This is a genomic window from Comamonas sp. 7D-2, from assembly GCF_022749555.1.
Classification (GTDB): domain Bacteria; phylum Pseudomonadota; class Gammaproteobacteria; order Burkholderiales; family Burkholderiaceae_C; genus Comamonas; species Comamonas thiooxydans.
This window is the reverse complement of sequence record NZ_CP094238.1, coordinates 1255212-1281905: the sequence shown is the minus strand read 5'-3', so window position 1 is coordinate 1281905 and position 26694 is coordinate 1255212. Positions and strand designations below refer to the sequence as shown.

General features: G+C 62.4%; 24 protein-coding genes. 12 read left to right on the top strand and 12 right to left on the bottom strand.

The window, feature by feature from the left end; translation table 11 throughout:
- Positions 1-2 precede the first annotated feature (2 nt).
- Positions 3-878 (bottom strand): methylglyoxal synthase, encoded by an 876-nt coding sequence (locus tag MPZ60_RS05810; RefSeq protein ID WP_012837335.1) that lies wholly within the window; start codon positions 876-878, stop codon positions 3-5.
- A gap of 183 nt (positions 879-1061) precedes the next feature.
- Between MPZ60_RS05810 and MPZ60_RS05805 the strand changes: the two genes are divergently transcribed.
- From MPZ60_RS05805 to MPZ60_RS05765, 9 genes are all read left to right on the top strand, one after another.
- Entirely contained in the window at positions 1062-1925 is an 864-nt protein-coding gene (locus MPZ60_RS05805) for an alpha/beta hydrolase (protein WP_034359907.1), read from the top strand.
- Positions 1926-2083: 158 nt separating this feature from the next.
- Positions 2084-3259 (top strand): multidrug effflux MFS transporter, encoded by a 1176-nt coding sequence (locus tag MPZ60_RS05800; protein WP_034359904.1) that lies wholly within the window; start codon positions 2084-2086, stop codon positions 3257-3259.
- 116 nt (positions 3260-3375) lie between these two features.
- Positions 3376-4374 (top strand): tripartite tricarboxylate transporter substrate-binding protein, encoded by a 999-nt coding sequence (locus MPZ60_RS05795; RefSeq protein ID WP_034359902.1) that lies wholly within the window; start codon positions 3376-3378, stop codon positions 4372-4374.
- A 16-nt stretch (positions 4375-4390) separates the two neighbouring features.
- Complete coding sequence (locus MPZ60_RS05790) at positions 4391-5713, top strand: sulfatase (RefSeq protein ID WP_034359900.1); 1323 nt, start codon at positions 4391-4393, stop codon at positions 5711-5713.
- A gap of 120 nt (positions 5714-5833) precedes the next feature.
- Entirely contained in the window at positions 5834-6841 is a 1008-nt protein-coding gene (gene miaA, locus MPZ60_RS05785; protein WP_034359899.1) for a tRNA (adenosine(37)-N6)-dimethylallyltransferase MiaA, read from the top strand.
- Between the two features lie 38 nt (positions 6842-6879).
- Positions 6880-7614 (top strand): ABC transporter ATP-binding protein, encoded by a 735-nt coding sequence (locus MPZ60_RS05780; protein WP_034359897.1) that lies wholly within the window; start codon positions 6880-6882, stop codon positions 7612-7614.
- Positions 7615-7634: 20 nt separating this feature from the next.
- Positions 7635-10259 (top strand): FtsX-like permease family protein, encoded by a 2625-nt coding sequence (locus MPZ60_RS05775; RefSeq protein ID WP_034359895.1) that lies wholly within the window; start codon positions 7635-7637, stop codon positions 10257-10259.
- 87 nt (positions 10260-10346) lie between these two features.
- The gene (locus MPZ60_RS05770) at positions 10347-10787 is read left to right on the top strand and encodes a VOC family protein (RefSeq protein WP_034359893.1); all 441 of its coding nucleotides are present in this window, start codon (positions 10347-10349) and stop codon (positions 10785-10787) included.
- A 64-nt stretch (positions 10788-10851) separates the two neighbouring features.
- Positions 10852-12024 (top strand): lipocalin-like domain-containing protein, encoded by a 1173-nt coding sequence (locus MPZ60_RS05765; protein WP_052057710.1) that lies wholly within the window; start codon positions 10852-10854, stop codon positions 12022-12024.
- Here MPZ60_RS05765 and MPZ60_RS05760 read toward each other — a convergent pair.
- The 7 genes from MPZ60_RS05760 to MPZ60_RS05730 all read right to left on the bottom strand — a co-directional run bounded on the left by MPZ60_RS05760 (position 12013) and on the right by MPZ60_RS05730 (position 20334).
- A complete protein-coding gene (locus tag MPZ60_RS05760; RefSeq protein WP_034359891.1) occupies positions 12013-12693 on the bottom strand; it encodes a TetR/AcrR family transcriptional regulator in 681 nt (226 codons plus the stop codon). The genes MPZ60_RS05765 and MPZ60_RS05760 overlap by 12 nt on opposite strands.
- A 178-nt stretch (positions 12694-12871) precedes the next feature.
- Positions 12872-15316, bottom strand: a complete 2445-nt coding sequence (locus tag MPZ60_RS05755) for a membrane-bound PQQ-dependent dehydrogenase, glucose/quinate/shikimate family (RefSeq protein ID WP_034360039.1) — start codon at positions 15314-15316, stop codon at positions 12872-12874.
- A 221-nt stretch (positions 15317-15537) separates the two neighbouring features.
- Positions 15538-16530 carry a branched-chain amino acid ABC transporter permease gene (locus MPZ60_RS05750; protein ID WP_034359889.1) on the bottom strand — a complete coding sequence of 331 codons (993 nt, stop codon included), beginning with the start codon at positions 16528-16530 and terminating at the stop codon, positions 15538-15540.
- Between the two features lie 12 nt (positions 16531-16542).
- On the bottom strand, positions 16543-17427 hold the full coding sequence (locus tag MPZ60_RS05745; RefSeq protein ID WP_003057801.1) for a branched-chain amino acid ABC transporter permease: 885 nt from the start codon (positions 17425-17427) through the stop codon (positions 16543-16545).
- 48 nt (positions 17428-17475) lie between these two features.
- Positions 17476-18672 carry an ABC transporter substrate-binding protein gene (locus MPZ60_RS05740; protein WP_034378762.1) on the bottom strand — a complete coding sequence of 399 codons (1197 nt, stop codon included), beginning with the start codon at positions 18670-18672 and terminating at the stop codon, positions 17476-17478.
- A 55-nt stretch (positions 18673-18727) separates the two neighbouring features.
- On the bottom strand, positions 18728-19447 hold the full coding sequence (locus MPZ60_RS05735) for an ABC transporter ATP-binding protein (RefSeq protein WP_003064410.1): 720 nt from the start codon (positions 19445-19447) through the stop codon (positions 18728-18730).
- A 116-nt stretch (positions 19448-19563) separates the two neighbouring features.
- On the bottom strand, positions 19564-20334 hold the full coding sequence (locus MPZ60_RS05730; protein WP_034359801.1) for an ABC transporter ATP-binding protein: 771 nt from the start codon (positions 20332-20334) through the stop codon (positions 19564-19566).
- A 718-nt stretch (positions 20335-21052) separates the two neighbouring features.
- On the opposite strand from MPZ60_RS05730, the gene MPZ60_RS05725 reads away from it, so the two are divergent.
- From MPZ60_RS05725 to MPZ60_RS05715, 3 genes are read left to right on the top strand one after another with little or no spacing between them, the layout of a single operon-like run.
- On the top strand, positions 21053-21442 hold the full coding sequence (locus tag MPZ60_RS05725) for a hypothetical protein (RefSeq protein WP_012837322.1): 390 nt from the start codon (positions 21053-21055) through the stop codon (positions 21440-21442).
- Positions 21443-21970, top strand: a complete 528-nt coding sequence (locus MPZ60_RS05720; protein ID WP_034359799.1) for an RNA polymerase sigma factor — start codon at positions 21443-21445, stop codon at positions 21968-21970. It begins immediately after the preceding gene.
- 11 nt (positions 21971-21981) lie between these two features.
- Positions 21982-22770, top strand: a complete 789-nt coding sequence (locus tag MPZ60_RS05715) for an anti-sigma factor (protein WP_034359820.1) — start codon at positions 21982-21984, stop codon at positions 22768-22770.
- 33 nt (positions 22771-22803) lie between these two features.
- Here MPZ60_RS05715 and MPZ60_RS05710 read toward each other — a convergent pair whose 3' ends face one another.
- The 4 genes from MPZ60_RS05710 to MPZ60_RS05695 are packed head-to-tail and all read right to left on the bottom strand — an operon-like array spanning position 22804 to position 26680.
- A complete protein-coding gene (locus tag MPZ60_RS05710) occupies positions 22804-23316 on the bottom strand; it encodes a DUF1178 family protein (RefSeq protein WP_034359797.1) in 513 nt (170 codons plus the stop codon).
- A gap of 8 nt (positions 23317-23324) precedes the next feature.
- Complete coding sequence (locus MPZ60_RS05705) at positions 23325-23630, bottom strand: DUF2818 family protein (RefSeq protein WP_003076486.1); 306 nt, start codon at positions 23628-23630, stop codon at positions 23325-23327.
- Positions 23631-23686: 56 nt separating this feature from the next.
- Positions 23687-25180, bottom strand: coding sequence for an NADH-quinone oxidoreductase subunit NuoN (nuoN, locus tag MPZ60_RS05700; protein WP_003064398.1), 1494 nt, complete (start codon positions 25178-25180; stop codon positions 23687-23689).
- Positions 25181-25204: 24 nt separating this feature from the next.
- A complete protein-coding gene (locus MPZ60_RS05695) occupies positions 25205-26680 on the bottom strand; it encodes an NADH-quinone oxidoreductase subunit M (protein ID WP_003064396.1) in 1476 nt (491 codons plus the stop codon).
- Between the last annotated feature and the right edge of the window lie 14 nt (positions 26681-26694).

Genomic DNA, 26694 nt, shown 5'->3' with positions numbered 1-26694 from the left:
CATCAGCCTGCGCGCTTGACTGCCGCATCGCACCAGCGCTGCGCCACCTGGGGCGAGGTGCTGCAGACGGCATCGTGCGTGACCGTGGTCACGGCGCGCTCCAGCAGCTGGATATCGGCTTCGTGCTGACGTGCCACATGCGGGTCTTCGAAGAAGATGGCGCGGTGGCAGCGCTTTTCCAGAACCAGATCGGCAATCTGCGCATCACCGCCCAGCGGACCGCTGTTATAGCGGTCCACCCAGGGCTTGTCGGCAGGCCAGCCCTTGCTCCAGGCCATTTCGTTGAGTTTCTGACCCGTGGTGCCCGTGCCCACGCGGCGGCGGTAGCGGCTGAGCAACTCGAAGTTGTGTGCTGCAAAGTCCAGCATGGTGGGCTTCATGGCATCGTGGGCAATCAGCGCCAGCGTCTGGTTTTCGTAGTCGTGAAAGCGGTCGGCATTGCGGTCACGTGCCAGGCCGGCGTGAATGCGCTCCATCTCTATCCAGTCGCGCGTGGAGGCGACGGTGGAAAGAAAAGGCTTGCCGTGGATCACGCACTGGCGCTTCAGGGCCAGGGCTTCGGGGAAGATGGACGACGGATCCACCGGGTCCATCAGGTAGATGGCGCCGTCGAGAGTGCGCTCGTCACCCTCCATGCCCACTACCTCGGCCACCAGTCTCATAAGCCCGCCCTCGCGGCCATAGGGATAGCGCACCAGGCCTTTGTAGCCCTGAAGCATGCTGGCCGCCGTGATGGCGTCATAGGTGCGGCCCACGGTATGAAAGCCCAGCTTGAGCTCGCGAATTCCGGCCTCGCAGGCGCGCAGCAGGGCAAACAGCGCGGCGTCCTCGGTTTGGTGGTGGAGTTTGTTGGCGGCAAGACCCAGGCAGATCGACATAGTGAACTAATCCTTCAAACAGGCTTCAAACGCTCGCAAACTCTGCGTAACCAGCTATGCATTTGCGGCTTGAAACACCCGCAAGAATATCGCCAATTCATGCACTCCAGATGACTGGGGGCAGGTCAGACAGCCATACTTGCACAGCACTTGACAGCCGCCATCTTCCGTCGCTCTTCTTCCATGCCCAAGACCTCACGCTTCTGGAGCCCTCGCCGCATCGCGGCTGCACTCGGTCTGGCCTTGCTGCTGGTGCTCGCGAGCTGGGGCATGCGCGAACTCGATGCGAGGCAGCGGGTCTGGATTTTTCAGCCCAGCGACCGCAGCTGGCCCGGAGCCAACACGACCGGCATGCAGGAGCGATGGATAGACTTTCGCAGCCGCGACGGCAGCGCCGCCAGGCTGCATGCCCTCTGGATGCCATCCAGCGATGCGCGTGCCCCGCTGCTGCTGTTTCTGCATGGAGCGCGCTGGAATGTGACGGGCTCCTCGCCACGCATACGGCGCCTGCAGGCCATGGGCTTTTCGGTGCTGGCTGTGGACTACCGCGGCTTTGGCAAGAGCAGCCCGGCCCTGCCCTCGCAGGCCTCGGCCGCCGAGGATGCCCGTGCCGCCTGGGACTGGCTGGGCCGACAGGCCGCAGGCAGGCCGCGCTATATCTTCGGCCACTCGCTGGGCGGCGCCGTTGCCATCGATCTGGCCAGCTCCGTCAAGGATGAAAGCGGAGTGCTGGTCGAGTCCACCTTCACAAGCATCCCCGATGTGTTCGACTCCATGCGCTGGGGCTGGCTGCCCGTGAACTGGTTGATCACGCAGCGTTTCAACTCGGTCGACACCGTGGCGGACATCGGCTCGCCGCTGCTGGTCGTGCACGGCACGGCCGACCCGCTGATTCCGGCCCGGCTGGGCCAGCAGCTGTTCGATGCGGCGCGCGAGCCCAAGCGCCTGATCCTGGTCGAGGGCGCCAGCCACCACAACACCCAGTCCAAGGCACTGGCGCAATACCGCCAGGCACTGCATGAGCTGTTCGGCCTGAATCCGCGCTGAGCGACATCGCCACATACTGTCTCGTCAGCATACGGATCAATGGGCAGGTTCTGATAGTCTGTCTGGTTATGTCTGCGCCGCCTGCCCTGAATTCAAAGCAAAATCCCGCTCAATCCCTTGATGAGCAAGCGAAGAGTGCTCCTGAATCTGCAGTCCTTGTGATTCTCACACTGGGGCTGCTGCTGGGTCTGCAGCCGCTGGCAACCGATCTCTATCTGCCCGCCCTGCCTCAGTTGCAGCAAGGCTTTGGCGCCCATGTCTCGCAGGCCCAGCTGACACTGACCGGCTTTTTGCTGGCCTTTGGCTGCTCGCAGATTTTCTGGGGCCCGCTGTCGGACCGGCTGGGCCGCCGCCCGATCTTGCTGCTGGGCATCAGCGGCTATGTGATCGCCGCTCTGGGCTGCGCCAGCGCTCAGAGCATGGAGGCCTTGATTGCCTGGCGCAGCCTGCAAGGCGCAGCCCTGGGCGCCGGTGTGATGTGCGCGCGTGCCGTGGTTCGCGATCTCTACGCACCGCATATGGGCGCGCAAGTCATGTCCAAGGCGCTGACAGGCCTGGGCGTGCTGGCCTTTCTGGCCCCCATCAGTGGCAGCTTGCTCGTGGGCTGGCTGGGCTGGCGCTCCACCATGCTGGCCCAGGCCTTCATGGGCTGTCTGGCCTGGCTGCTGGTGGTGCTGCGCTTCAGGGAGTCGATTCCCCAGCGCAACCCGCAGGCGCTGCAAGCGGGCAATCTGCTGCGCACCTGGTCGCGCATTGTGCGCAACCCCATGTTCCAGGCCTACAACCTGCTGACCTGCTTCAGCTATGCAGGCCTGTTCACCAATCTGGCGGCCTCTTCGTTCACCTACATCAACGTGCTGCATATGGAGCGCACGCAATACGGGCTGATGCTGGGCGGCAACGCGCTGTGCTATATCGCCGGCACCTTCGCCTGCCGCCGTCTGCTGCGCAGCATGAGCGTGCAGCGCACCGTGGCCGTGGCGGGGGTGCTGTCGCTGACGGCAGGCTCCATCATGGGCCTGGCGGCCCTGGGCGATCTGCGCAGCATCTGGGCCTATGCCCTTCCCTTCTGTCTCTACCAGATCGCCCACGGCATTCACATGCCCTGCGGACAAAGCAATGCCATCGCACCCTTCCCCCAGGCAGCGGGCACGGCCTCGGCGATCAACGGCCTGGTGATGATGCTGATGGCTTTTGCCATGGGGCACTGGCTGGGACTGAATCTGGATGCGGATTCCACCATGCCGCTGGCTTTCGGCATCTGGTTCTGGTCGGCTTGCACTGCCATCACGGCATGGACGCTGGTACAGCGTTTCGGCATCAGCAAATCATGATTTGAAATAAGATGTTTGTGTTATTTAAAAACCAGTTTTTATTATTTTTCTTTTTATAGAGATTTTTTGAGAATGCCTGGACTGGCCAACGCGCCGCACTTTTGTGATCTCCAGCCATGCATTCCCGCCGCTCCTTTCTGCAGCAATCGCTGCTTGCCGCCAGCTCCGCTGGTTTCTCCCTCAGCTCTCTGGCCAAGGCCGCCGAGATATCCGCCGTTCCTCAGTCCAGCCGCATTCTGGTGGGCTTTGGCGCAGGTGGCGGCATCGATCTGCTGGCACGCGTGCTGGCCGAAAACATCGCCGCACAGCTGGGCAGGAGCCACTACGTGGTGGTGGACAACAAACCCGGCGCCAACGGCCAGATTGCCGCACAGACTCTGCTCAACGCCCCCAGCGACGGCAGCACCTATCTGATCGCACCGCTGGTCACCCCGGTGCTCTCGCAGATCGTCTACAAAAAGCCCGGCTACGACCCTGCACGCGACTTCTCTCCAGTGGGTCTGCTCGCGCATTTCCAGTTCGGCCTGGCCGTCCCCGCCAGGCATCCGGCGCGCAATATTCAGGAATATGTGGCCTGGCTCAAGGCCAACCCTGAAAAAGCCAACTTCGGCAGCCCTGCCGTGGGCAGCCTGCCGCATTTCTTCGGTCTGCTGCTGGGCGAAGCGGCCGGCGTCAACATCGTGCATGTGCCCTACAAGGGCGGTCCGGCCATGATGACGGATCTGATCAGCGGCCAGTTGGCCTCCGCCATCCAGACCACCAGCGAGCTCGCTCCGCTGCACAAGGAAGGCAAGGTGCGCATTCTGGGCACCTTCGGCAGCCAGCGCGGTCGCGAGCTGCCCGATGTACCGACCTTTGCCGAAGCCGGCTACCCCAAGGCCACAGGCAGCGGCTGGTACAGCCTGTGGGCACGCAAAGGCACTTCGCCCGAAGCCATTGCCGCCGTCAACCGCGCCGTCAACCACGCGCTGCAGGATCCCAAGCTGCAGCCCAAATGGGCGGAGCTGTCCCTGCAGCCGGACCCTCGCACGCCGCAGGCACTGGAGCAGTTGCGCGTGGCCGAAGTCGCCAAATGGCGTCCCGTGATTGCCAACTCCGGCTTTGCCATCGAATAAGCAGAACGACCTACTCATGACCGCACCGAATATCGTTTTCATCCTGGCCGACGATCTGGGCTGGGCCGACCTGGGCGTCTATGGAGCCACCGATTTCAAGACCCCGCATCTGGACCGCCTCGCCGCCCAGGGCGTGCGCTTCAATCAGGCCTATGCCAACTCGGCCGTCTGCTCCGCCACACGCATTGCGCTGATCACCGGACGCTATCAGTACCGGCTCCAGGCCGGGCTCGAAGAGCCGCTGGCACGCCATGGCGCGCAACTAGGCCTCCCTGCCGATCACCCCACGCTGCCATCGCTGCTCAAGCAAGCGGGCTACGACACGGCGCTGATAGGCAAATGGCATCTGGGCAAGCCGCCCGCCTACGGCCCGCAGCGCAGCGGCTACGACTATTTCTTCGGCAATCACAGCGGTGCCATTGACTACTTCACGCACAAGCCCGGCGTGGGCGAGCAGTTCAGCCCCGACCTCTGGCAAGGCAACGAGCCCGTGGAGCGCACGGGCTACTACACCTATATCCTGGGTGATGAGGCCACACGCTATGTGCATGAGCGCAAGGACCAGGACAAGCCCTTTTTCCTGTCGCTGCACTTCACGGCACCGCACTGGCCCTGGGAAGGGCCTGACGACGAGCATGTCGCGCACAGCATCAAGGACCTGTTCCACTACGACGGCGGCAGTCTCAAGAAATATGGAGAAATCGTCGAGGCCCTGGACAAGGCCGTGGGCCAGGTGCTGCAGGCGCTCGATGACACCGGCCAGGCCGACAACACCATCGTCATCTTCACCAGCGACAATGGCGGCGAACGCTTTTCCAAGACCTGGCCTTTCACGGGCCAGAAAACCGAGCTGCTGGAAGGCGGCATCCGCGTGCCCACATTGCTGCGCTGGAGCGCCCGCATCCAGCCCCAGGTCCAGGAGCAGGTCACAGCCAGCTTCGACTGGTTGCCCACGCTGCTGGCCGCTGCAGGTGCCAGGCCACACCCCGACTTCCCCAGCGACGGCCAGAACATCCTGCCCATCCTGGAGGGCCATGCAGCCAATACCGAGCGCAGCCTGTTCTGGCGCTACAAATCACAGACCCAGCGTGCCGTGCGCCAGGGGCCCTGGAAATACCTCAAGATCAACGACAACGAGTTCTTGTTCAATGTGGAGGAGGACGCCCGCGAGCGCGCCAATCTCAAGGAGCATCAGCCAGCAATCTTTGCCGGCCTGCGCAGGCAATGGGAGGAATGGAACGAGCAATTGCTGCCCATCACGGCCGAAATCTACAGCCACGGCCTCTCGCCCGATATTCAGGCCGATCGCTATGTGCCGGCACGGCTGAGCCGGGGCTAGGCAGGGCACTAAGCCCCGCCGCTGCCGCCAAGCGGCGGGCTGCGTTATCCTTCACAACCAGCAAGAACCAATGACCGGCGGTCATTGGTTCTTGTGCTTTGACCTGTACGGATTTCGCCCATGACTGCTGCCCACGCCCTGCCCTGTATCGCCATTGCCGGCCCCACTGCCTCGGGCAAGACTGCGGCAGCGCTGGCTCTGGCCGAGCGCCTGGCGCAACGCGGGCAGAAGGCCGAGATCATCAGCGTGGATTCGGCCCTGGTCTACCAGGGCATGGACATCGGCACAGCCAAGCCCACAAGGGACGAGCTGGCCGCCGTGCCGCACCACCTCATCGACATCATCGATCCGCTGCAGGCCTATAGCGCGGCCGAGTTCGTGCGCGACACGCAAAAGCTGGTTGCCGAAATCCGCGCCCGCAAGTCCATACCTCTGCTGGTGGGCGGCACCATGCTGTATTTCAAGGCGCTGGTGGACGGGCTGGACGATATGCCCGCCGCCAACCCCGAAGTGCGCGCCATGCTGGACGCGCAGGCCGCCGAGCTGGGCTGGCCCGCCATGCATGCCAGACTAGCCCAGGTGGACCCCGTCACGGCAGCACGCCTGGCCCCCGGCGACAGCCAGCGCATCCAGCGCGCACTCGAGGTCTGGCATGTCTCGGGCAAACCGCTTTCAAGCTTTCACACGACCAGGAAAAAGACGGGCCCAGCCGAACAGATGGGACTTGCAACGCTTTTTTCGCTGGAGCCTGCAGAGCGAGCCTGGCTGCATCAGCGCATTGCGCTGCGCTTTGATCTGATGCTGGAGCAAGGCTTCCTCGACGAAGTGCGCAGCCTGCGCGCACGCGGCGATCTCCATCTGGACCTGCCCTCGATGCGCTGCGTGGGCTATCGCCAGGCCTGGGAAGTGTTGGACGCCCTGGAGGCCGATCCCGGCAAACCACTGGACATGGCGGGCCTGCGCGAGCGCGGCATCGCCGCCACACGCCAGTTGGCCAAGCGCCAGATCACCTGGCTACGCTCCATGCCCCAGCGCCATGCCATTGCCTGCGATGCACCCGGCGCCCAGCAGCAATTGCTGGATGCCGCCATGGCTGCCATTGACGCGGCGCAGCAAGACGCCAGCTAAGCACCACGACCGCAGCCGCCCATCGTTAAGATCGCTGCATGGCTGCCACCGACTCACCCCACGCCCTTCCGCTGCTGCAGGTCAGCGACCTTGCCAAACGCTATGGCGAGGGCGAGGCCCAGACCACGGTCTTCGCGCAGGTGAGCTGCGAGATCGCCGCCGGCGAGTTTGTCGCCATCGTCGGCAACTCCGGCGTGGGCAAGTCCACCTTTCTCAACTGCCTGGCCGGGCTGGACAGCTGGCAGCAAGGCCGGGTTCTGCACAACGGCACGGATCTTTCCACGCTCGATGAAGCCCGGCGTGCCATCTGGCGGCGCGCGCATCTGGGCTTTGTGTTCCAGGCCTTTCATGTCCTGCCCCATCTCGATGTGGCGCAGAACGTTGCCCTGCCGCTGATGCTGCTCGGGCGCATGGACGGCCAGGGTCAGCAGCGCGTGCAGCAGGTGCTGCAAGCCGTGGGACTCGCGGGTCTGGGCCAGCGCCTGCCCCAGCAGCTCAGCGGCGGCCAGTTGCAGCGCGTGGCCATAGCGCGAGCCCTGGTGCATTCGCCGCCTCTGCTGCTGGCCGATGAGCCCACGGGCAATCTGGACCCATCCACAGCCCAGCAGATCATGGATTTGCTGCTGCAGCAAACCCGCGACAACGGCACGGCGCTGGTGCTCGTCACCCATTCCGCAGAAGCGGCCAGGCGAGCCGACCGCGTGCTGCGGCTGACGGCCGGCGGCATGCAGGCCGAACTCTCGGTGTCGCAGCAAACATCGCTAGGCCTGTGACTGCACGCCCCCCGCTTCTTATGCTGCTGAGCAGCTTCTCCTGGCAGGAGCTGCGCCAGCATCCCTGGCGCACGGCCACGGCGCTGATTGCCATCATGCTTGGCGTGGCACTGGGCTTTGCCGTCCATGTGATCAACCAGTCGGCACTGGACGAATTTTCCAGGGCGGTACGCAGCGTCAACGGCCAGCCCGATCTGCAACTGCACGCCATGCAGGGCGGTCTGCCGCTGGCACTCTATCCGCAGGTGGCGCAGACCCGGGGCATCGCCACCGCCGTTCCCTGGGTCGAAACCACGGTGTTGCTGCCGGGCAGCACTGCAGATTTGCAGACGCGCGGCACGCTAGGAGCAGCGCAAGGCGTGAGCTTGCGCGTGCTCGGCAGCGATGCCCTCAAACTGGCACCTGTCGCCCCGGCCCTGATGCCGCGCCTGTTTGAAGGCGGCAACCGGCTCGATCTGTTTGCTCCCGATGCCGTATTTCTCAATGCCGCCGCCTTGCAGGCCCTGCGTCTGAATCCTGAACAGGCCGCCAACGCCCCCATGCAATGGCTGCTCAACGGCCAGGCCCAGCAACTTCGCATTGCGGGCACGGTCGCCGCCAGCGGCGCACCGGTCGCAGTCATGGACATTGGCGCACTGCAGCAAAAGCTCGGCCTGTTTGACCGTATCGACAGGCTGGACCTTTTGCTGACCGACAGCGCCAGCCGCAGTCAAGTGACCACTGCCCTGCACGCCCTGCCGGCCTGGCAAGACCAGGTATTGATCCAGCAGCCCAGCGACGATCAGCAGCGCGTGGGCGAGATGTCGCGCGCCTACCGCGTCAACCTCACGGTGCTGGCGCTGGTGGCCTTGTTCACGGGAGCGTTTCTGGTGTTCTCGGTACTGGCGCTCAGCGTGGCACAGCGCGCGCCGCAGTTTGCGCTGCTGGCCGTGCTCGGAGCCACGCCGCGCCAGCGCATGGCACTGGTGCTGCTGGAAGCGCTGGCGCTGGGGCTTATAGGCAGCCTGGCCGGTATTGCGCTGGGTACGGCACTGGCCTGGGTGGCGCTGCAGGTGCTGGGCGGCGATCTGGGCGGCGGCTTCTTTGCCGGCGTGCAGCCAGCCCTGCACTGGAGCCCTGTGGCAGCGCTGGTCTTCGGTCTGCTGGGCCTTGCCGCCACGCTGGCCGGAGCCTGGTGGCCCGCACGCGCCGCCATGGATTTGCCGCCAGCGACCACGCTCAAGGGACTGGGCAGCACGCATGAGAGAGCCCCGCGCCTGTGGCCCGCAGTGACGCTGCTTGCAGCCAGCCTGGTGCTGGCCTTTATGCCACCGGTGGCAGGTATCCCGCTGGCGGCCTATATGGCCGTGGGCCTGCTGTTGCTGGGCGGCATGTCAGCCCTGCCCTGGCTGCTGGGTTCGGTGCTGGGACTGGTACCCAAGGCCTTCTCGCGCCAGCCGCTGGCCACGCTGGCGCTGGAGCGCGCGCGGCGCATGCGCCACGCCACTACCGTGGCCGTGGGCGGTGTGGTGGCAAGCCTGAGCCTGGCCGTAGCCTTGACGGTGATGGTCACCAGCTTTCGCGGCAGCATGATGGAGTGGCTGGATGCCGTGTTGCCCGCCCCCATGTATGTACGCGCCGCAGGCGGCTCCAGCCGTGTCGATGCAGCCCTGCTGCCGGCCGATGCGGCGCAGCGCCTGGAGCAGTTGCCCGGCATAGCGCGTGCCCAGGCCATGCGCAGCAGCCAGTTGGTGCTGAGCCCCGAGCGCCCGGCCATCAGTCTGCTGATTCGACCTCTTCAAGGTGAGCAGGCCATGCTGCTTCCCTGGGTGGAAGGCCCAATCCATGAGACACGCCCAGGCATTGCCGTGCACATCAGCGAAGCCGTGGCCCAGCTCTATGGCCTGAAGCCTGGTGATGCGTGGCCGCTGCTTTCCAAGGCTTTCAGCCTTCAAACCCATGACCACCAAACGCCGGAAGCTTCTTTTTACATAGCATCCGTGTGGCGCGACTATGTGCGTCAGTTCGGTGCCGTGGCCCTGGACTGGAAGGACTACCTGGCATTGGTGGGTCATGCAGGCAATGCAGCGCAGATCAGCGAGATCGCCGTCTGGCCGGAGTCCCAAAGCCAGTTGTCTGGCACCGATCTGCAAGCAGCGATAGAGCAGGCCCTCGGCACGCCGGGGCAGCCGCCCCCAGCGCTGGAATTTGTCAGCAGCCAGGCGCTGCGCGAGCGCTCCCTGCGCATTTTCGATCGCAGCTTTGCCGTCACCTACTGGCTGCAGGCCGTGGCCATAGGCATAGGCCTGTTCGGCATTGCGGCCAGCTTCAGCGCCCAGGTACTGGCCAGACGCAAGGAATTCGGGCTGCTGGCCCATCTGGGCCTGACACGGCGCAATGTGCTGAGCGTGGTTGCCGCCGAGGGTCTGGCCTGGACCATGCTGGGCACCATCGCGGGCACGCTGCTGGGCCTGGGCGTGGCCGTGATCCTCGTGCATGTGGTCAACCCGCAGAGCTTTCACTGGACCATGGAGCTGCGCCTGCCCCTGCTGCGCCTGTTGGCGCTGGGCGCTGCCGTGGTGCTGGCAGGCGTCATCACCGCGTGGCTGGCCGGACGCCGGGCCGCCAGTGCCGACGCGGTGCTGGCCGTCAAGGAGGACTGGTAGCTATACCTGCACCCCTGTCAGCGTTTTTCACATGATTGCGCCGTTGCGCAGCGCACAATGAAACCTTCACCGCTGCGAGGAGTTCGTATGCAAATCCAGCCCTATCTCTTTTTCGATGGCCGCTGCGAAGAGGCCCTGGATTTCTACCAGGCCGCACTTGGGGCCGAGATCACCATGCTGATGCGCTACAAGGATGCTCCTCCGCAGCCCGAGTCATCGACCCAGCAAGGCTGCGGCCCGGGACAGATGGATCCCGAAAAAATCATGCACGCCAATGTCCAGATTGGCGAGACGCAAATCATGGCATCTGACGGCATGAACGGCGGCAAGCCAGACTTCAAAGGCTTTTCTCTGTCCATCACCGCGCCCAGCGAGAATGAGGCCGACCGCATCTTTGCCGCCATCGGCCAGGGCGGCAAGGTACAGATGGCGCTGGACACCACGTTTTTTGCGCGCCGTTTTGGTGTGGTGACCGACCGCTTCGGAGTCAGCTGGATGGTGATCGTTCCCCTGATCGATATCGGCTGAGGCAGCGCAAAGCAGCACCTCGAAGCTCATGGCATTGCGCTGATCGGCTGGGCGACAATGGACCATGCCTTATCAGCCCACGCACTCCCAGCCTCAACAACCGGCACTGCTGGCCCTGTCACGCAGGCAGTCCCTGCAGAGGCTGGCTGCTGCCGGGCTGGGCTGGGCTACCCTGGGCCTGCCTCTGCCAGGCATGGCTTTGCCGTCCAGAACCTTGCAGTTTCCACGCGACTTCGGCAGCCACCCTGATCTGCAGACCGAGTGGTGGTACATCACCGGACAGTTGCAGGCCGGCGGCAAGCCCTGGGGCTTTCAGCTGACTTTCTTTCGCTCGCGCATCGAAGCCGCGCAAGGCCTGCAATCGGCACTTGCGGCCAAGCAGTTGATCTTCGCCCATGCGGCCCTGTGCGATGTCGAGGGCCAAAAGCTACGCCACGACCAGCGCATGGCGCGCGCGGGACTGGGTCTGGCCGGAGCCAGCGAAAACGATACCGATGTGCATATCAACGACTGGTATCTCCAGCGTCGACCCGTACCAGGACGAAGCGCCAGCGAAGCCAGTCGCTACAGAGCTCTGCTGAGCAACCAGGACTTCATACTGGATCTTGAATTTGACAGCACGCAGCCACTGCTTTTGCAGGGCTTGAATGGTCTTTCACGCAAAGGCCCGCGTGAGGAACAGGCCAGCTACTACTACAGTCAGCCTCAGCTCAAGGTCGGCGGCTCCATCACCGTGGGCGGGCAGCAGCTGCCTGTGCAAGCCAGCGCACACAACCGCGCCTGGCTGGACCATGAATGCAGCGCGGCCATCATGGACCCTGAGGCTCAGGGCTGGGACTGGATAGGCATGAATCTCGATGACGGCAGCGCCCTCACGGCCTTTCATCTTCGCCGCCACAATGGTTCGGCGCTCTGGGCCGGCGGCTCATTTCGCGCGCCGAACCAGAGCGCGCAAATCTTTGCCGCCGATCAGGTACGGTTCAAACCGCTGCGCCACTGGAGCAGCCCGCACAGCAAAGCAAGTTACCCTGTGGCCTGGAGCGTGCAGACACCGGCGGGCCGTTTCGAGGTTCATGCGCTGGTGGACGACCAGGAACTGGACAGCCGCGCCAGCACCGGTGCCATTTACTGGGAGGGTCTGTGCGAGCTGCGCAACATAAGCGCCGATGGCACAAGCCGCCGCGTGGGCAACGGCTACCTGGAGATGACAGGCTATGCGAATGCGCTAAGGCTTTAGGGCCTGGGGCTTGCACACCAGAGCGCCGAGCTGATCGAGCAGAAGCTGCAGATGGCGCTCGCGCAAGCTCTCGCCCAAGAGATCGACCTGCAGCAGGCTCTGCCAGGTCGCGGCATGATCCACGCGGAAGCCGGACAGGGCCGAAATCAGATAGTGGACATCGACCGCGCTCAGCTGGTCCTTGAACAGGCCCTGCGCCACGCCGCGCTGCAGAATGCGCTCGATCGGCTCCAGCGCCGCCTTGCGCAACAGCTCGGTCTTGGAGATCTGGCCCAGCATCTCGCCGCCCTGGAAATTCTCCTGCAGCACCAGACGCGTGAACTCCTGGTTCTGCTCGTGATACTCGAAGCTCCTTTGCGCCAGCGCATGCAGCGCCTGCAAGGGCTCCAGCGCATCGAGATTGAGCTGCTCCTCCGACTCGCGAATATCCGAGTAGCTCTGCTCGATGACCGCGAGGTACACGTCTTTCTTGTTGCCGAAATAGTAGTAGAGCATGCGCTTGGCACAGCCCGCCTTGGCGGCAATGCGTTCCAGCCGCGCTCCGTCATAGCCGTAATTGGCAAACTCGGTCTTGCCCGCATCCAGCAGGGCTCGGCGCATATCGGCCGATGCCTCGTCTGCCGAAGGCTGCTGGCTCAGTGAATTTTCAGGACCTTGCTGCTCGCTCACGACCACATCTCCATTGACTCAAGCGCGCGAGCGTAACACGCAGCGCAGGCATGAAAAAAGGCCCCCCACGCTTCCCACTGCGTGTGGTCGCGGCCCCTCCGAGAGGGGCGCTGCCCGGCGATGAAAAAAGCCATGGCTCTGACGAGCCATGGCTGTTCGGGTTCAATGCCTGCGTCGCTTATTTGCCGCTATCGGGCAGCGCGTAGGCAATCACGTAGTCACCGCGGTCGGGCGACTGACGGGCACCGCCGGCCGAGATGACCACATATTGCTTGCCGGTCCTGGGCGACTTGTAAGTCATGGGGCCGCCCTGGCTGCCAACTGGCAGTCGGCCCTTCCAGATTTCCTTGCCGGTGGCGCTATCCCAGGCGCGCAGGTAGTAATCCTGCGTGCCGGCAAAGAACACCAGACCGCCCTGGGTCGCCAGCGTGCCGCCCAGTGTGGGCAGGCCCACAGGCATGGGCATGCGCATCTTGATGCCCATGGGCCCCTGATCCTGCACCGTACCCACGGGCACCTGCCAGACCACTTGCTGGGTCTTCATGTCGATGGCGGTCAGCGTGCCGAACGGAGGCTTCTGGCAAGGAATGCCCAGAGGCGACATAAAGCGGTCCTTGATCACAGCATAGGGAGTGCCTCCCAGCGGCACCTGACCCATGCCGGTGTTGGGCGCTTCACCGCCGTCGGACAGCTTGTCCTTTTTCTGCTGGGGCATCATCTGCACCCACAGGCCCAGACGCATGTCGTTCACAAAGATCAGATTGTTGCCGGGATCCGCAGACAGGCCGCCCCAGTTCATGCCGCCCAGCGAACCCGGGAAACTCAGCGACACATCGGTGCCAGGCGCGGTGAACAGGCCTTCATAGCGCATGGACTTGAACTTGATGCGGCAGATCAGCTGATCCACCGGCGTCGCGCCCCACATATCGGCTTCGGTCAGGGTCTTGGTGCCGATCTGCGGCATGCCCACGGACAGAGGCTGGGTCGGGGCATACTTTTCGCCAGGAATATGACCGGGCTTGACGGCAATGTCTTCCACCTTGGTCAGCGGCTTGCCGCTGTGGCGGTCCAGTACAAAGATCTGACCGGCCTTGGTACCGACCACCAGCGCTGGCGTCGTCTTGCCATCCGGCAAAGGGAAATCGATCAGCGTGGGAGCCATGGGAAGGTCGAAGTCCCACAAGTCGTTGTGCACGGTCTGGTACACCCATTTCTCCTTGCCCGTGGCGGCATCCAGCGCGAGGATGGACGCACCGTACTTCAGGTCCGCTGCAGAGCGCGTGGCGCCATACAGGTCCACCGAAGCCGATCCCATGGGCAGGTACACCGTATTGGAGCTGGGATCGTAAGTTGTTCCCGCCCAGACATTGGCCGATGAGCGGGTGTAGGTCTCGCCGGACTTGAGCACTTCATTGGGCGTGGCCGAGCCTGAGTCGAACGCCCAGCGCTGTGCGCCAGTCATTACATCGAAGCCGCGAATCACGCCACCGGGCATGTCCACCTGTACGTTGTCGGCCACGCGGCCGCCGATCACCACCGTGGTGCCGGCCACCGTGGGCGCCGATGTCAGGGTGTAGAAGGCGGGATTTGAAATAGTGCCAACGCCCTGCTTGAGGTCGACCACGCCGTGATCGCCGAACTCGCCGCACAACTCGCCGTTGTCTGCGTTGATGGCAAACAGACGTGCATCGATGGTGTTCATCAGAATGCGGCGCTTGCAGGTGGCGCCAGCAGGCAGGCTCACCGCCTGCACCGGAGTCGATCCCGGCACGCTGGGCTGAGCCAGTGCGGCATCCGCATCGAAGTAGGCCAGTCCGCGGCAGCGCTCCCACACACCGCCCACATGGGAGTTGGTGTCATGACGCCACAGCTGCTTGCCAGAGTCTGCGTCGAGCGCGATCACGTTGTTGCTGGGCGTGCAGACAAACACCTTGTCGCCCACCTGCAGCGGTGTGGTCTGGTCTTCAGCGCCGGCGCCTGTGGACTTGGGTATGTCGCCGGTGCGAAAAGTCCAGGCCACCTGCAACTGGCTGACGTTGTCCACGTTGATCTGATCCAGCGCGGCAAAGCGGTCGTTGTTGCTGCTGTTGCCGTAATGGCTCCAGTCCTTTTGCTCGCTGGCAGCATCCACAGGCTTGCGTGCCACGGCAGACGGGGTCTGCACCTCGGGGTGAATCTGGAACATGGACACAAAGGCCGCCATGCCAGCCACCAGCATGACCGCCGCTGCAGCAAATGGCGCCTTGCTGGACAACGCCTTGCCCGGCTCGCCAGCCTTGCGCAGCAAGGGCATGCTGGCCAGCACCACCACGGCTGCAAAGGTCAGCGCCAGCAGACGCGAAATCAGGCTCCAGTAATCCAGGCCCACTTCGGCCAGCGCCCACAACACGGTCGCGCCGAAAGTGCCCAGGTAGAACCATGCGCCGCTCACGCGGCGGCGAACCAGTTGCACGCCGGACAACAGCAGCCCCAGGCCAGCGAGCAAAAAGTACCAGCTGCCGCCCAGGCTGATGAGCTTGCCACCGCCTATCAAGAAGAACAGGCCGGCAAGCGCCAGCGCCGCCCCCAGAACCCAGAGCCAGATGCGCGCGGCCAAGGGCTGCGCCTGCTCCCGATGTGTCATATCGAACCTCGAACTGTATGCGCCTGCACGCGCACCGGCATCCGGCTGCACTCAGGCATTTTTGAAATGAGAAAAAAAGTCCATTGTTGTGAGAAATAAAGTCCATCGCTTGCAAACGTGTACCAGGAATTTCAGGAATCTCTGAAATTTCGATTTCCACACTGAAGTCAGGACAATAAAAAAGGCCGCAGATGCGGCCTTTGGAGAGAGGGCGAAGCGCCTTATTTGCGACGCAACAGCCAGGCGATCAACTCGCCCATGATGCCCTTGCGGAACAGCAGCACACAGAGCACAAAGATCAGGCCGGTGACGATGGTGACCGATTCGCCCAGCGTGCTGAACCATTCCACTCCCGTGGTGTGCGCCAGAAAGGTACCGAACTCGCCGATCTTGTTTTCCAGCGCCACAACGACGGCCGAGCCCAGCAGCGGACCCGACAGCGTGCCCAGCCCCCCCATCAGCGTCATCAGAATCACATGCCCGGAGGTGGTCCAGTGCACATCGGACAAGGTCGCAAAGCCGAGCACCAGAGTCTTCAGAGAGCCGGCCAGACCCGTCAGGGCCGCAGAGATGACAAAGGCCAGCAGCTTGAAGCGGTTGACGTCATAGCCCAGGGAGATGGCGCGCGGCTCGTTCTCCTTGATGGCCTTGAGCACCTGCCCGAACGGCGAATGAATGGTGCGCACGATGAGCAGAAAGGCCGCTGCCACGATGATCAGCGCCACGTAGTACATGACCATATCGCTGCTCAGATCGATCACGCCGAACAGCTTGCCGCGCGGCACGCCCTGCAGGCCGTCTTCGCCGCCTGTGAACTTGGCCTGCAGCGCGACAAAGAACAGCATCTGTGCCAGCGCCAGCGTGATCATGGAGAAATAAATGCCCTGGCGACGGATGGCCAGCCAGCCAAAGATCAGGCCCAGCAGACCGCCGACCACCGTACCCAGCAACATGCCGACTTCGGGCGTAAAGCCCCAGGCCTTGATGGTGTAGCCAGCCACATAGGCCGCACCGCCCAGAAACGCGGCGTGGCCGAAGGACAGCAGACCCGTATAGCCCAGCAAGAGATTGAAGGCCGAAGCAAACAGTGCAAAGCACATCAGCTTCATGACAAAAACCGGATAGGCACCGAGGAAGGGCGCGACGATCAGGCCCAGTAGCAGCAGGCCATAGCCCACGGGGGCAATGCGTTGAACAAGCGTCTTGGATTTCATGTCGTGCCCCTCTTATTTTTCTTTACCGAACAAGCCAGCGGGGCGAATCAGCAAAACAATGACCATGATGAAAAACACGACGGTGGACGATGCTTCAGGCCAGAAAACCTTGGTCAGCCCTTCGATGACGCCCAGCGCCAGACCGGTGAGAATCGATCCCATGATGGAGCCCATGCCGCCAATCACCACCACGGCAAACACCACAATGATCAGGTTCTGCCCCATCAGCGGCGTGACCTGGTAGACGGGAGCGGCCAGCACGCCGGCAAAAGCCGCCAGCGCGGCACCGAAGGCATAGGTCAGCGTGATCATCACGGGCACGTTGACGCCGAAAGCCTCGACCAGGCGCGGATTTTCCGTACCGGCACGCAGATAGGCACCGATGCGCGTCTTCTCGATCACAAACCAGGTTGCCACGCACACCACGATGGAAGCCACGACCACCCAGGCACGGTAATTGGGCAGGATCATGAAGCCCAGATTGGTCGCGCCTTCGAGCAGCTCGGGCGTGTCATAGCCCAGGCCCGAGACGCCATAGACGGAGCGGAACACCCCCTCGATCAGCAGCGACAGCCCCAGCGTCAGCAGCAGGCCGTAGAGATGATCGAGCTTGTAGATCCAGCGCAGCAAGAAGCGCTCGATCAACACCCCCAAAATCCCCACCAGCACCGGCGACAGGATCAGCATCACCCAATAGTTGATGCCGAAGTAGCTCATGGCCATCCAGGTGCACATGGCCCCCAGCATGAACAGGGCGCCATGCGCAAAGTTGATGACATTGAGCAGGCCGAAGATCACGGCCAGGCCCAGACTCAGAATTGCGTAGAACGAACCGTTGACCAGCCCCAGAAGGAGCTGGCTCATCAGGCCGGGCAATGAAACGCCGAAGATTTCCATGAGAGATACGCTGGTGAGGGTGAGGTGTGCATCAAACCGGTAGCGCCATTACTTCCAGAGCGCGCACTTGGTTTCGGCCTTGGTGGTCCAGACCGTATCGGCAGGCAACTTGGTCAGCACCTTGAGGTAGTCCCAGGGCTTGGTGGATTCGCTGGGCTTCTTGGCTTCGACCAGATACATATCGTGGGCGAAAGTGCCGTCGGGACGGATCACGCCCTTGCCGTAGAAGTCGTTGATGGGCGTGCTCTTGAGATGGGCCATCACCTTGTCGGCATTGGTGGTCTTCACCGCTTCCACGGCCTTCAGGTAGTTCATCACGGCCGAGTAGTCGGCGGCCTGCACATCGGTAGGCATGCGCTTGGTCTTGGCAAAGAACTTGTTGGCGAACTTGCGCGATTCGTCGTTCATGTCCCAGTACCAGCTGGTGGTGTGCAGCAGGCCTTCGGTGTTCTTCAGGCCCAGGCTGTGGATGTCAGTCAGAAAGACCAGCAGACCGGCGGTCTTCATGGTCTTGTTGATGCCGAACTCCTTGGCGGCCTTGATGGCATTGATGGTGTCGCCGCCCGCATTGGCCAGACCCAGGATATGCGCCTTGGAGCTTTGCGCCTGAAGCAGGAAGGACGAAAAGTCCGAGGCGTTGAGCGGGTGCTTGACCGAGCCCAGCACCTTGCCGCCCTTGGCGTTGATGACCTTGGTGGTGTCGGCCTCCAGTGCCTGGCCGAATGCATAGTCGGCCGTCAGGAAGAACCAGTCCTTGCCGCCGCGATCCACCACCGCACCGCCCGTGCCCTTGGCCAGGGCCACGGTGTCGTAGGCGTAGTGCACGGTATAGGGGTTGCACTGCTCGTTGGTCAGCGCGGAAGAACCCGCGCCGCTGTTGAAGTGAACGCGCTTTTTCTCGTTGGCGATCTGGGAAACCGCCAGTGCCGTGCCGGAATTGGTGCCGCTGAAGACCATGGAGATGCCCTGCGTATCAATCCATTCGCGCACCTTGGACGCGGCGATGTCGGCCTTGTTCTGATGGTCTGCGCTGACCAGCTCGATAGGCTGGCCCAGGACCTTGCCTCCGAAGTCGTCGATTGCCATCTGCATGGCGACCGCACCGTTCTTGCCCTCCACGTCGGCGTACAGGCTGGACATATCGGTGACGAAACCGATCTTCACCTTTTCCTGGGCCTGGGCCAGAGGGCTGGACAGGCCGGCCACGGCCAGCATGCACGAGAGAACGCTCAGTTTTGCTTTCATCTTTATCTCCACGGGTTGGTTCTTTGTTATGAACGAAATGGAATTGCTTGCAGGCTCAGACACCCAGCAGCTCGTTGAGTACGGACATCTTCTCGTCCAGTTCGCTGGCTCCGAAGCGCAAAGCGACATGACCGTGCTCGACCACATAGAAGCGGTCGGCCAGCGGCGCGGCAAAGCGGAAGTTCTGCTCCACCATCACCACGGTGTAGCCCTTTTCGCGCAGCGTGGTGATCATGCGAGCCAGGGTCTGGACGATGACGGGGGCCAGGCCTTCGGAAATTTCATCGAGCAGCAGCAGGCGCGCGCCCGTGCGCAGGATCCGCGCCACGGCCAGCATCTGCTGCTCGCCGCCCGAAAGGCGCGTGCCCTGGCTGTTCCTGCGCTCATAGAGGTTGGGGAACATCTGGTAGATCTCGTCGATGCTCATCCCCGGCTCGCCGGTCTTGAGCGGCGGCGGCAGCATCAGATTCTCTTCACAGGACAGGCTGGAGAAAATGCCGCGCTCCTCGGGGCAGTAACCCACCCCAAGGTGGGCGATCTTGTGCGTGGGCATGTGAATGGTTTCCACGCCATTGATCCTGATCGAGCCCTTGCGCGAGCCGGTCAGCCCCATGATGGCGCGCAGCGTGGAAGTGCGTCCCGCGCCATTGCGGCCCAGCAGGGTCACCACCTCGCCGGGATTGACCACCAGATCCATGCCATGCAGCACATGGGATTCGCCATACCAGGCATTGAGTCCCGAAATTTCCAGCGCCGGAGTACTTGTCTTATTCATTCGTATCACTCAAATCACGCACGAAACCATCAAAGAGGCAGTGAGGAAGGGCCGCCCCGCACCGAGGCTGCCGTCCCCCTCAGGGGGAAGCCGCGTGAGCGGCACAGGGGGAGCATTCAATGCCCTCCCTGAAGCTGCCCGTCCGTGGTCCCCATATAGGCTTCCATCACCTGCGGATTGCGCGAAACCTCTTCGTAGCGCCCTTCAGCCAGAACGGCGCCGCGCTGCAGCACGGTGATGCGATCGGCGATGGTGGCAATCACCTTCATGTTGTGCTCCACCATCAGGATGGTGCGGCCGGCAGAGACCTTCTTGATGAGCTGGGTCACGCGATCCACATCCTCATGGCCCATGCCCTGTGTGGGTTCGTCCAGCAGCATCAGCTCGGGCTCCATGGCCAGCGTGGTCGCAATTTCCAGGGCGCGCTTGCGCCCATAAGGCAGGTTCACGGTCACTTCATCGGCCAGGTCTTGCAGCCCGACTTCGGTCAGCAGTTCCATGGCGCGGTCATTGAGCTGATTGAGCGTCTTCTCGCTGGTCCAGAACTGATAGGCCGTGCCCAGCTGGCGCTGCAGGCCTATGCGCACGTTCTCCAGCAAGGTGCAGTGCGGAAACACGGCGGAAATCTGAAACGAGCGAATCACGCCGCGTCGCGCAATCTGTGCCGGCGCCTCGCGGGTAATGTCCAGTCCGTTGAACTGGATGCTCCCGGAAGTGGGCTCCAGAAACTTGGTCAGCAGATTGAAGCAAGTGGTCTTGCCTGCTCCATTGGGCCCGATCAGCGCGTGAATGGAGCCACGCTGCACGGCCAGATCCACCTTGCTGACGGCGGTAAAGCCTTTGAACTCTTTGGTGAGTTGCCTGGTTTCGAGAATAAGGTCGCTCATGCGCTGGCCGTCAGTCCTGAATGCTGCAAAACAAAGAGGGGAGCAACTTGCTGTACTTCCTCTGCCTGAGCGGCATCTTGGTCTTTCATGCTGCAGTGCCGCAGCGGGAAACTCCTAGGAATGAAGAGCCATCAGACTTATGCTTTCCCTAATCTTCCATAAAACAAATAGCAACAACAGAAGTAACTGCAAACTTCAAACTCATCGCAACTGCAAGCCACGCCAGAGACAGCGGCATCCCCGGGAATGTCAGCATCCACTTCGGAATCTCTAAAAAAGCTTATGCCTTATACATATTGCGCTATCAATATTAGTAAGACTGGGCGAAATGCGCCCTCATAGCACAGCGCTCCCCAGATTGGCCCTGATGCCGTAAACCCTGAGTCGCTCAATTCCCACTGGAGTAACCGGGTTACTAGCCCAATGCTCGCAAATATGCTTGCCATTTGTCGTCCTTAAAAACCAAGGGCGACAAAGAACAGCCATATCGCTATTAATTTAAAAGCTGCTTCCGCTTTTTCCATATGGGTTTCATGCTCCTCTATCCCTGAAACGAATATCTAACCAGCGATAACAGCTATCAAATTATTCAGCAATCGATGCCTGAGACCATGCCTGCAAGACCTGCCGCGCTGCTCTTGAGTTCCTGCGTGAAAACGAATGGAATAAAACCCCTTGCAGAACTGTTTACTGCAGGTCAACCACAAGGAGAGACCTCATGTTTCGCATCGCTTCTCTGACGCTAGCTTCCGCCGCCCTGCTGGCGGCCTGCTCGACCGGCTCGGTCACTTCGGCAAAATCCCCTGCCACCACCCTCAACGGCGTGCTGGTCGGACCGACCCAGATGACGCTCTACGTCTTTGACAAGGATGCCGCAGGCTCCGGCAAAAGCGTCTGCAACGGCGGCTGCGCCACCAACTGGCCGCCTCTGATGGCCCCCGCGAGTGCGGCGCCGATCGGCGACTGGAGCGTGGTGATGCGCGACGACGGCAGCAAGCAATGGGCTTACAAGGGCCGCCCCCTCTATCACTGGGTCAAGGATGCCAAGCCCGGCGACATGACGGGTGACGGCTTTCTCAACAATAGCTGGCATGTCGCCAAGCCTTGAGTGAAGGTCGACGCCGCCCTGGTCCATATTCCCCGCCTGCGCCGCTATGCACGTGCGCTGGCGGGCGATGCCGCGCTGGCAGACGATCTGGTGCAGGACACCCTGGAGCGCGCCTGCCAGAAGTGGGCCCTATGGCAGCCGCCTGCCGCCGCCTCGGCCGAGCAGGTGCAAAAGGCCTTGCTCAGCTGGCTGCTGACCTTGATGCACAACCTCTATGCCAATCAGTGGCAGCAGTCCTCGCGGCATCGCATGGTGGAGCTTGACGAGGCGCAGGACACGCCTCACGACCCCATGCCCAGACTGACGCTGCAACTGGATCTGGAGCGGGCCCTGTCCCATCTCACGCCGCAGGCACGCGAGGTGCTGCTGCTGATCGGCATGGAGCAGTTCAGCTATGGCGAAGCCGCGCAGATGCTGGGCGTTCCCGTGGGAACGGTGATGTCGCGCCTCTCGCGCGCCCGCGAGCAGCTCAGGCGCCTCATGGAAGGAGAAAGACCCGCGACGACCATGTTGAGGGCTGTCAAATGAAGGAAAGTGCAATGACACCCCAGCGCCCCGATGAAACCACGCTGCATGCCTGGGTGGATGGAGAGTTGCAGCCCGATGCCGCTGCGACCGTGGCGCAATGGCTGGCCGAACACCCCGAAGAAGCAGCGCGCATGGCCGCCATTCAGGCCCAGAACGCGGGCCTTCAGGCTCTGCATGCGCAATTGCTCGAAGAGCCGGTCCCGCCCCGGCTCATACTATCCCTGCAAAAGCCGGCGCTGCAGTGGCGCTGGCAACATGCGCTGGCCGCAGGCATCATGCTCAGCGTGGGCCTGGGACTTGGCTATGGTGCAGGCCAGCAAAAATCCGGCTCGCTGCCAGCGGACACGGCCGTGCAGTTGCCAGGCTTTGTCCGCGAGGCGGCTGCTGCCCATGCCGTCTATGTGCCCGAGCAGCGCCACCCCGTCGAGGTCGCGGCACAGCAGCAGGCGCATCTGGTGCAGTGGCTGTCCAAGCGGCTGGGCGTTGCACTCAAGCCGCCGGTGCTGGAAGCCCAGGGCTTTCATCTCATGGGCGGGCGGCTGCTGCCCGGGGAGACCGGCCAGGCCCGCGCCCAGTTCATGTACGAGGATCAGGCCGGCCAGCGCGTCACCCTGTATGTCTCGGTGCTCAAGCCCGGGACGGCAGCCACCTCCGCCCCTGCCTCCTTTCAATGGAGCAGCGACGGTGCAAGCCATGGCTTTTACTGGATCGATGGCCGGCAAGGCTATGCCTTGAGTGCCTCCCTGCCGCGCGAGCGCCTGCAGACTCTGGCCGACGCGATCTATCAGCAACTGAGCTGAAGCCGCAGGGCGCTGACCGGAAGCGGGGTTGTCTTATTGCAGGCTACCGCTGCCGCCTTCGCCACTGGCCGACTCGGGCAAGGCCAGGGGCAGGACGCCAATGCCCTCTTCCAGCAGCTCCATGGCCTCCTGGGCGCTGGTCTGGCCGCGAATGGCGCGCTCCTCGGTTTCACCGTAGTGAATGCGGCGCGCCTCTTCGGCGAATTTTTTGCCGACGTCCTCGGTATTTTGCGCAACCTGGCGCGACCACTGCATCCAGGCGGCATGCATGGACTGCAGATGTGCCCGCGCCTCGGCGCTGATCTCGGGTACGGCGACGGGAAGCTCCGGCGCTGCGGCAGGAGCCGGTTTCGCAGTCTGGGCAGATTTGGGCGGCTGTGCGCCCAGATTGAGACGGGGAGCACTCAAGCGCTTGGTCACATCACTGTCGCCGCAAACAGGACATTCCACCAGCTTGCGCTGCAGCTGATTCTGAAAATCATCTTCCGAAGCAAACCAGCCTTCAAAGACATGGCCTGCAGGGCAGTGAAGATCAAGCACTTTCATGGCGCCACTCAACCCTTGCGGTGAACCAGATAGCGATAAACGAAGCCGGGAAATGCCAGCGTCAAAAACAGCGTAGCAGTAATGGCATAGAACTCCCAGCCTTGGGGGGATATCTGACCGGCGCGACGCTCCAGCAGCAAGCCCAGGCCGCCCACCAGCAGGTACAGGGCAATCATTTCCAGCAGGCGCACCCACAGCGGCTTGCGACCGGCCATGACGGGGCCGATGATGCCCAGACGCTGGTTGATAAAAGGCAAATTGGCTGCCACAAGGGCAGCCAAGATGATGAGCCAGATAGAGGCGGTTATAGACACAAAGCCATTCCTAGAAAAAGCGATGAGGGCATCAAGCCCTCATCACATTCGTCTTATCAGGAAGCCAGGGCACGCACAACGGCGTCAGCGCACAAGGCCATCAGACCGCCGGGCAGGATACCCAGCAGCAGAACCAGCGCACCGTTGATCGTCAGCACAACGCGTACATCCAGAGGGGCAGACACGCTGGTAGCAGTGATTGGAGCATCAAAGTACATGACCTTGACCACGCGCAGGTAATAGAAGGCGCCGATCAGCGACATGATCACGGCGAACACGGCCAGACCGATGTACAGGCTGCTGCCCGAAGCGACCAGTGCCTGCAGCACGGACAGCTTGGCGTAGAAGCCGACCAGCGGAGGAATACCGGCCATGGAGAACAGGCAGATCGCCATCACGCCGGCGTACAGCGGGCTGCGCTGGTTCAGGCCGGCCAGATCGGCGATCTCTTCGCTTTCAAAGCCTTCGCGGGCCAGCAGCAGGATCACGCCGAAGGAAGCCAGGGCGGTCAGCACATAGGTCACGATGTAGAACATCGCCGAGCTGTAGGCATTTTCGACGGTGGCAGGATCGACCTTGCCGTCCACCACACCCGACATCAGACCCAGCAGCACGAAGCCCATCTGGGAAATCGTCGAGTAAGCCAGCATGCGCTTGAGGCTGGTCTGCTGCAGACCGGCCAGGTTGCCGATGAGCAGCGAGCAGACGGCCAGCACCATCAGCATCTGCTGCCAATCGATGGCCAGCGGCAGCAGGCCGTCCACCAGCAGGCGGATGGTCATGGCAAAGGCAGCCAGCTTGGGCGCGCCGCCGATCAAGGCAGTGATGGCGGTAGGTGCACCCTGGTAAACGTCGGGCACCCACATGTGGAAGGGAACCACACCCAGCTTGAAGGCCAGACCGGCGACCACGAAGACCAGACCGAAGACCAGCACCTGGTGCTTGATTTCACCGGAATTGATGGCCTTGAAGACCTGTCCGATATCCAGCGAACCGGTGGCGCCGTAGAGCATGGACATGCCGTACAGCAGGAAACCGGAAGCCATGGCACCCAGAACGAAGTACTTCATGGCGGCTTCGACGGACACGGTGTGGTCACGGCGCAGAGCCACCAGCGCATAGCTGGACAGTGTCAGCAGCTCCAGGCCCAGATACAGGACCAGGAAGTTGTTGCCGCTGATCATGATGAACATGCCCAGCAGGGCCAGCATGGACAGTGTGAAGAACTCACCGCCGCGCAGCATGTCGCGCTCGGCCGCATAAGGGCGGCCGTAGACCATGGTGATCATCACGGCGATAGTGGCAAAGCACTTGAGCCAGTTGCCCATGGCGTCCGAGACAACCATGTTGCCCCAGCCGTAGAAGGTATTGCCGCTCGCGGCGTACATGCCTTGCATCACCGCCACGACAAGCAGGGTGAGCATGGTCAGAACATAGGTGCCGGTGCGACGGGCGCTCTTGACGCCCAGGTCCACCAAGGCAATGACGCAGGCCATGACCAGGAGAGTGATCTCCGGGTAGATCGCCAGCCAGCTGATGTTGTCAATCATCTCGTGTCTCTCGTTTCAGTCTGGTCAGTTGAGCTTGCTCACAGCCACATGCTTGATGAGCTCTGCCACAGACACATCCATCACATCGGTGAAGGGCTTGGGATACAGACCCATGACCAGCACGGCCGCGGCCAGCAGGCCCAGCACCAGGAATTCGCGGCAGTTGATGTCCTTGAGTTCAGCCACATGGTCGTTGGCCACGGCACCCAGGTACACGCGCTTGTACATCCACAGGGTGTAGGCAGCGCCGAAGATCAGAGCGGTTGCAGCGCCCAGACCAATCCAGAAGTTGTATTGCACGGCACCCAGGATCACCATCCACTCGCCGACAAAACCGGCGGTTGCAGGCAGACCGCAGTTGGCCATGGCAAACAGCAGGGCAAAGGCAGCGAACTTGGGCATGGTGTTGACCACACCGCCGTAAGCGGCGATTTCGCGGGAGTGAACGCGGTCGTACAGCACGCCGATGCACAGGAACATGGCGCCGGACACGAAACCGTGGGCAATCATCTGCACCAGGCCACCGGAGATGCCCAGGTTGTTGAACATGAAGAAGCCCAGGGTCACAAAGCCCATGTGAGCCACGGACGAATAAGCTACCAGCTTCTTCATGTCCTTTTGCACCAGAGCCACCACACCCACATAGATCACGGCAATCAGCGACAGCGTGATCATCAGGCCCGACCACTCATGCGCCGCATCGGGAGCAATGGGCAGAGAGAAGCGCAGGAAACCATAGGCACCCAGCTTCAGCATGATGGCGGCCAGCACGGCGGAACCGCCGGTAGGAGCTTCAACGTGAACGTCAGGCAGCCAGGTGTGGACCGGGAACATGGGCACCTTCACCGCAAAAGCGGCGAAGAAGGCGAAGAAGATCAGCGTCTGTGCGGTACCGGACAGGGGCAGCTTGTGCCAGTCCAGGATCTCGAAGCTGCCGCCCGATTGGGTGTACAGATAGATCAGAGCGACCAGTGTGAGCAGCGAGCCCATCAAGGTATACAGGAAGAACTTGAAGGCTGCGTAGATCTTGTTCGGACCACCCCAGATACCGATGATCAGATACATCGGGATCAGAGTCGCTTCGAAGAACACATAGAACAGCATGCCATCCAGAGACGCGAACACACCGATCATCAGACCCGACAGGATCAGGAAAGCGGCCATGTACTGGTTGACGCGCTCGGTGATGTTGGTCCAGGAGGCGATCACCACGATGACGGTGATGAAGGCCGTCAGCGGCACAAACCACATGGAGATGCCATCCACGCCCAGGTGGTAGTGGATGTTGAAGCGCTCAATCCAGAGCGCGTTCTCCACAAACTGCATATTGGCAGTCGTGGTGTCGAAGCCGGTGACCAGAGGAATGGTCACCGCAAAACCGATCAGCGCGCCGATCAGTGCCAGCCAGCGCACCGCGTTGGCCTGCCCTTCTTTGCTGAAGGCCAGCAGGAGGGCGCCAAAAGCAATCGGCACCCAGATAGAAAGACTCAACAAACCCATTTTTGTTCTTCCCC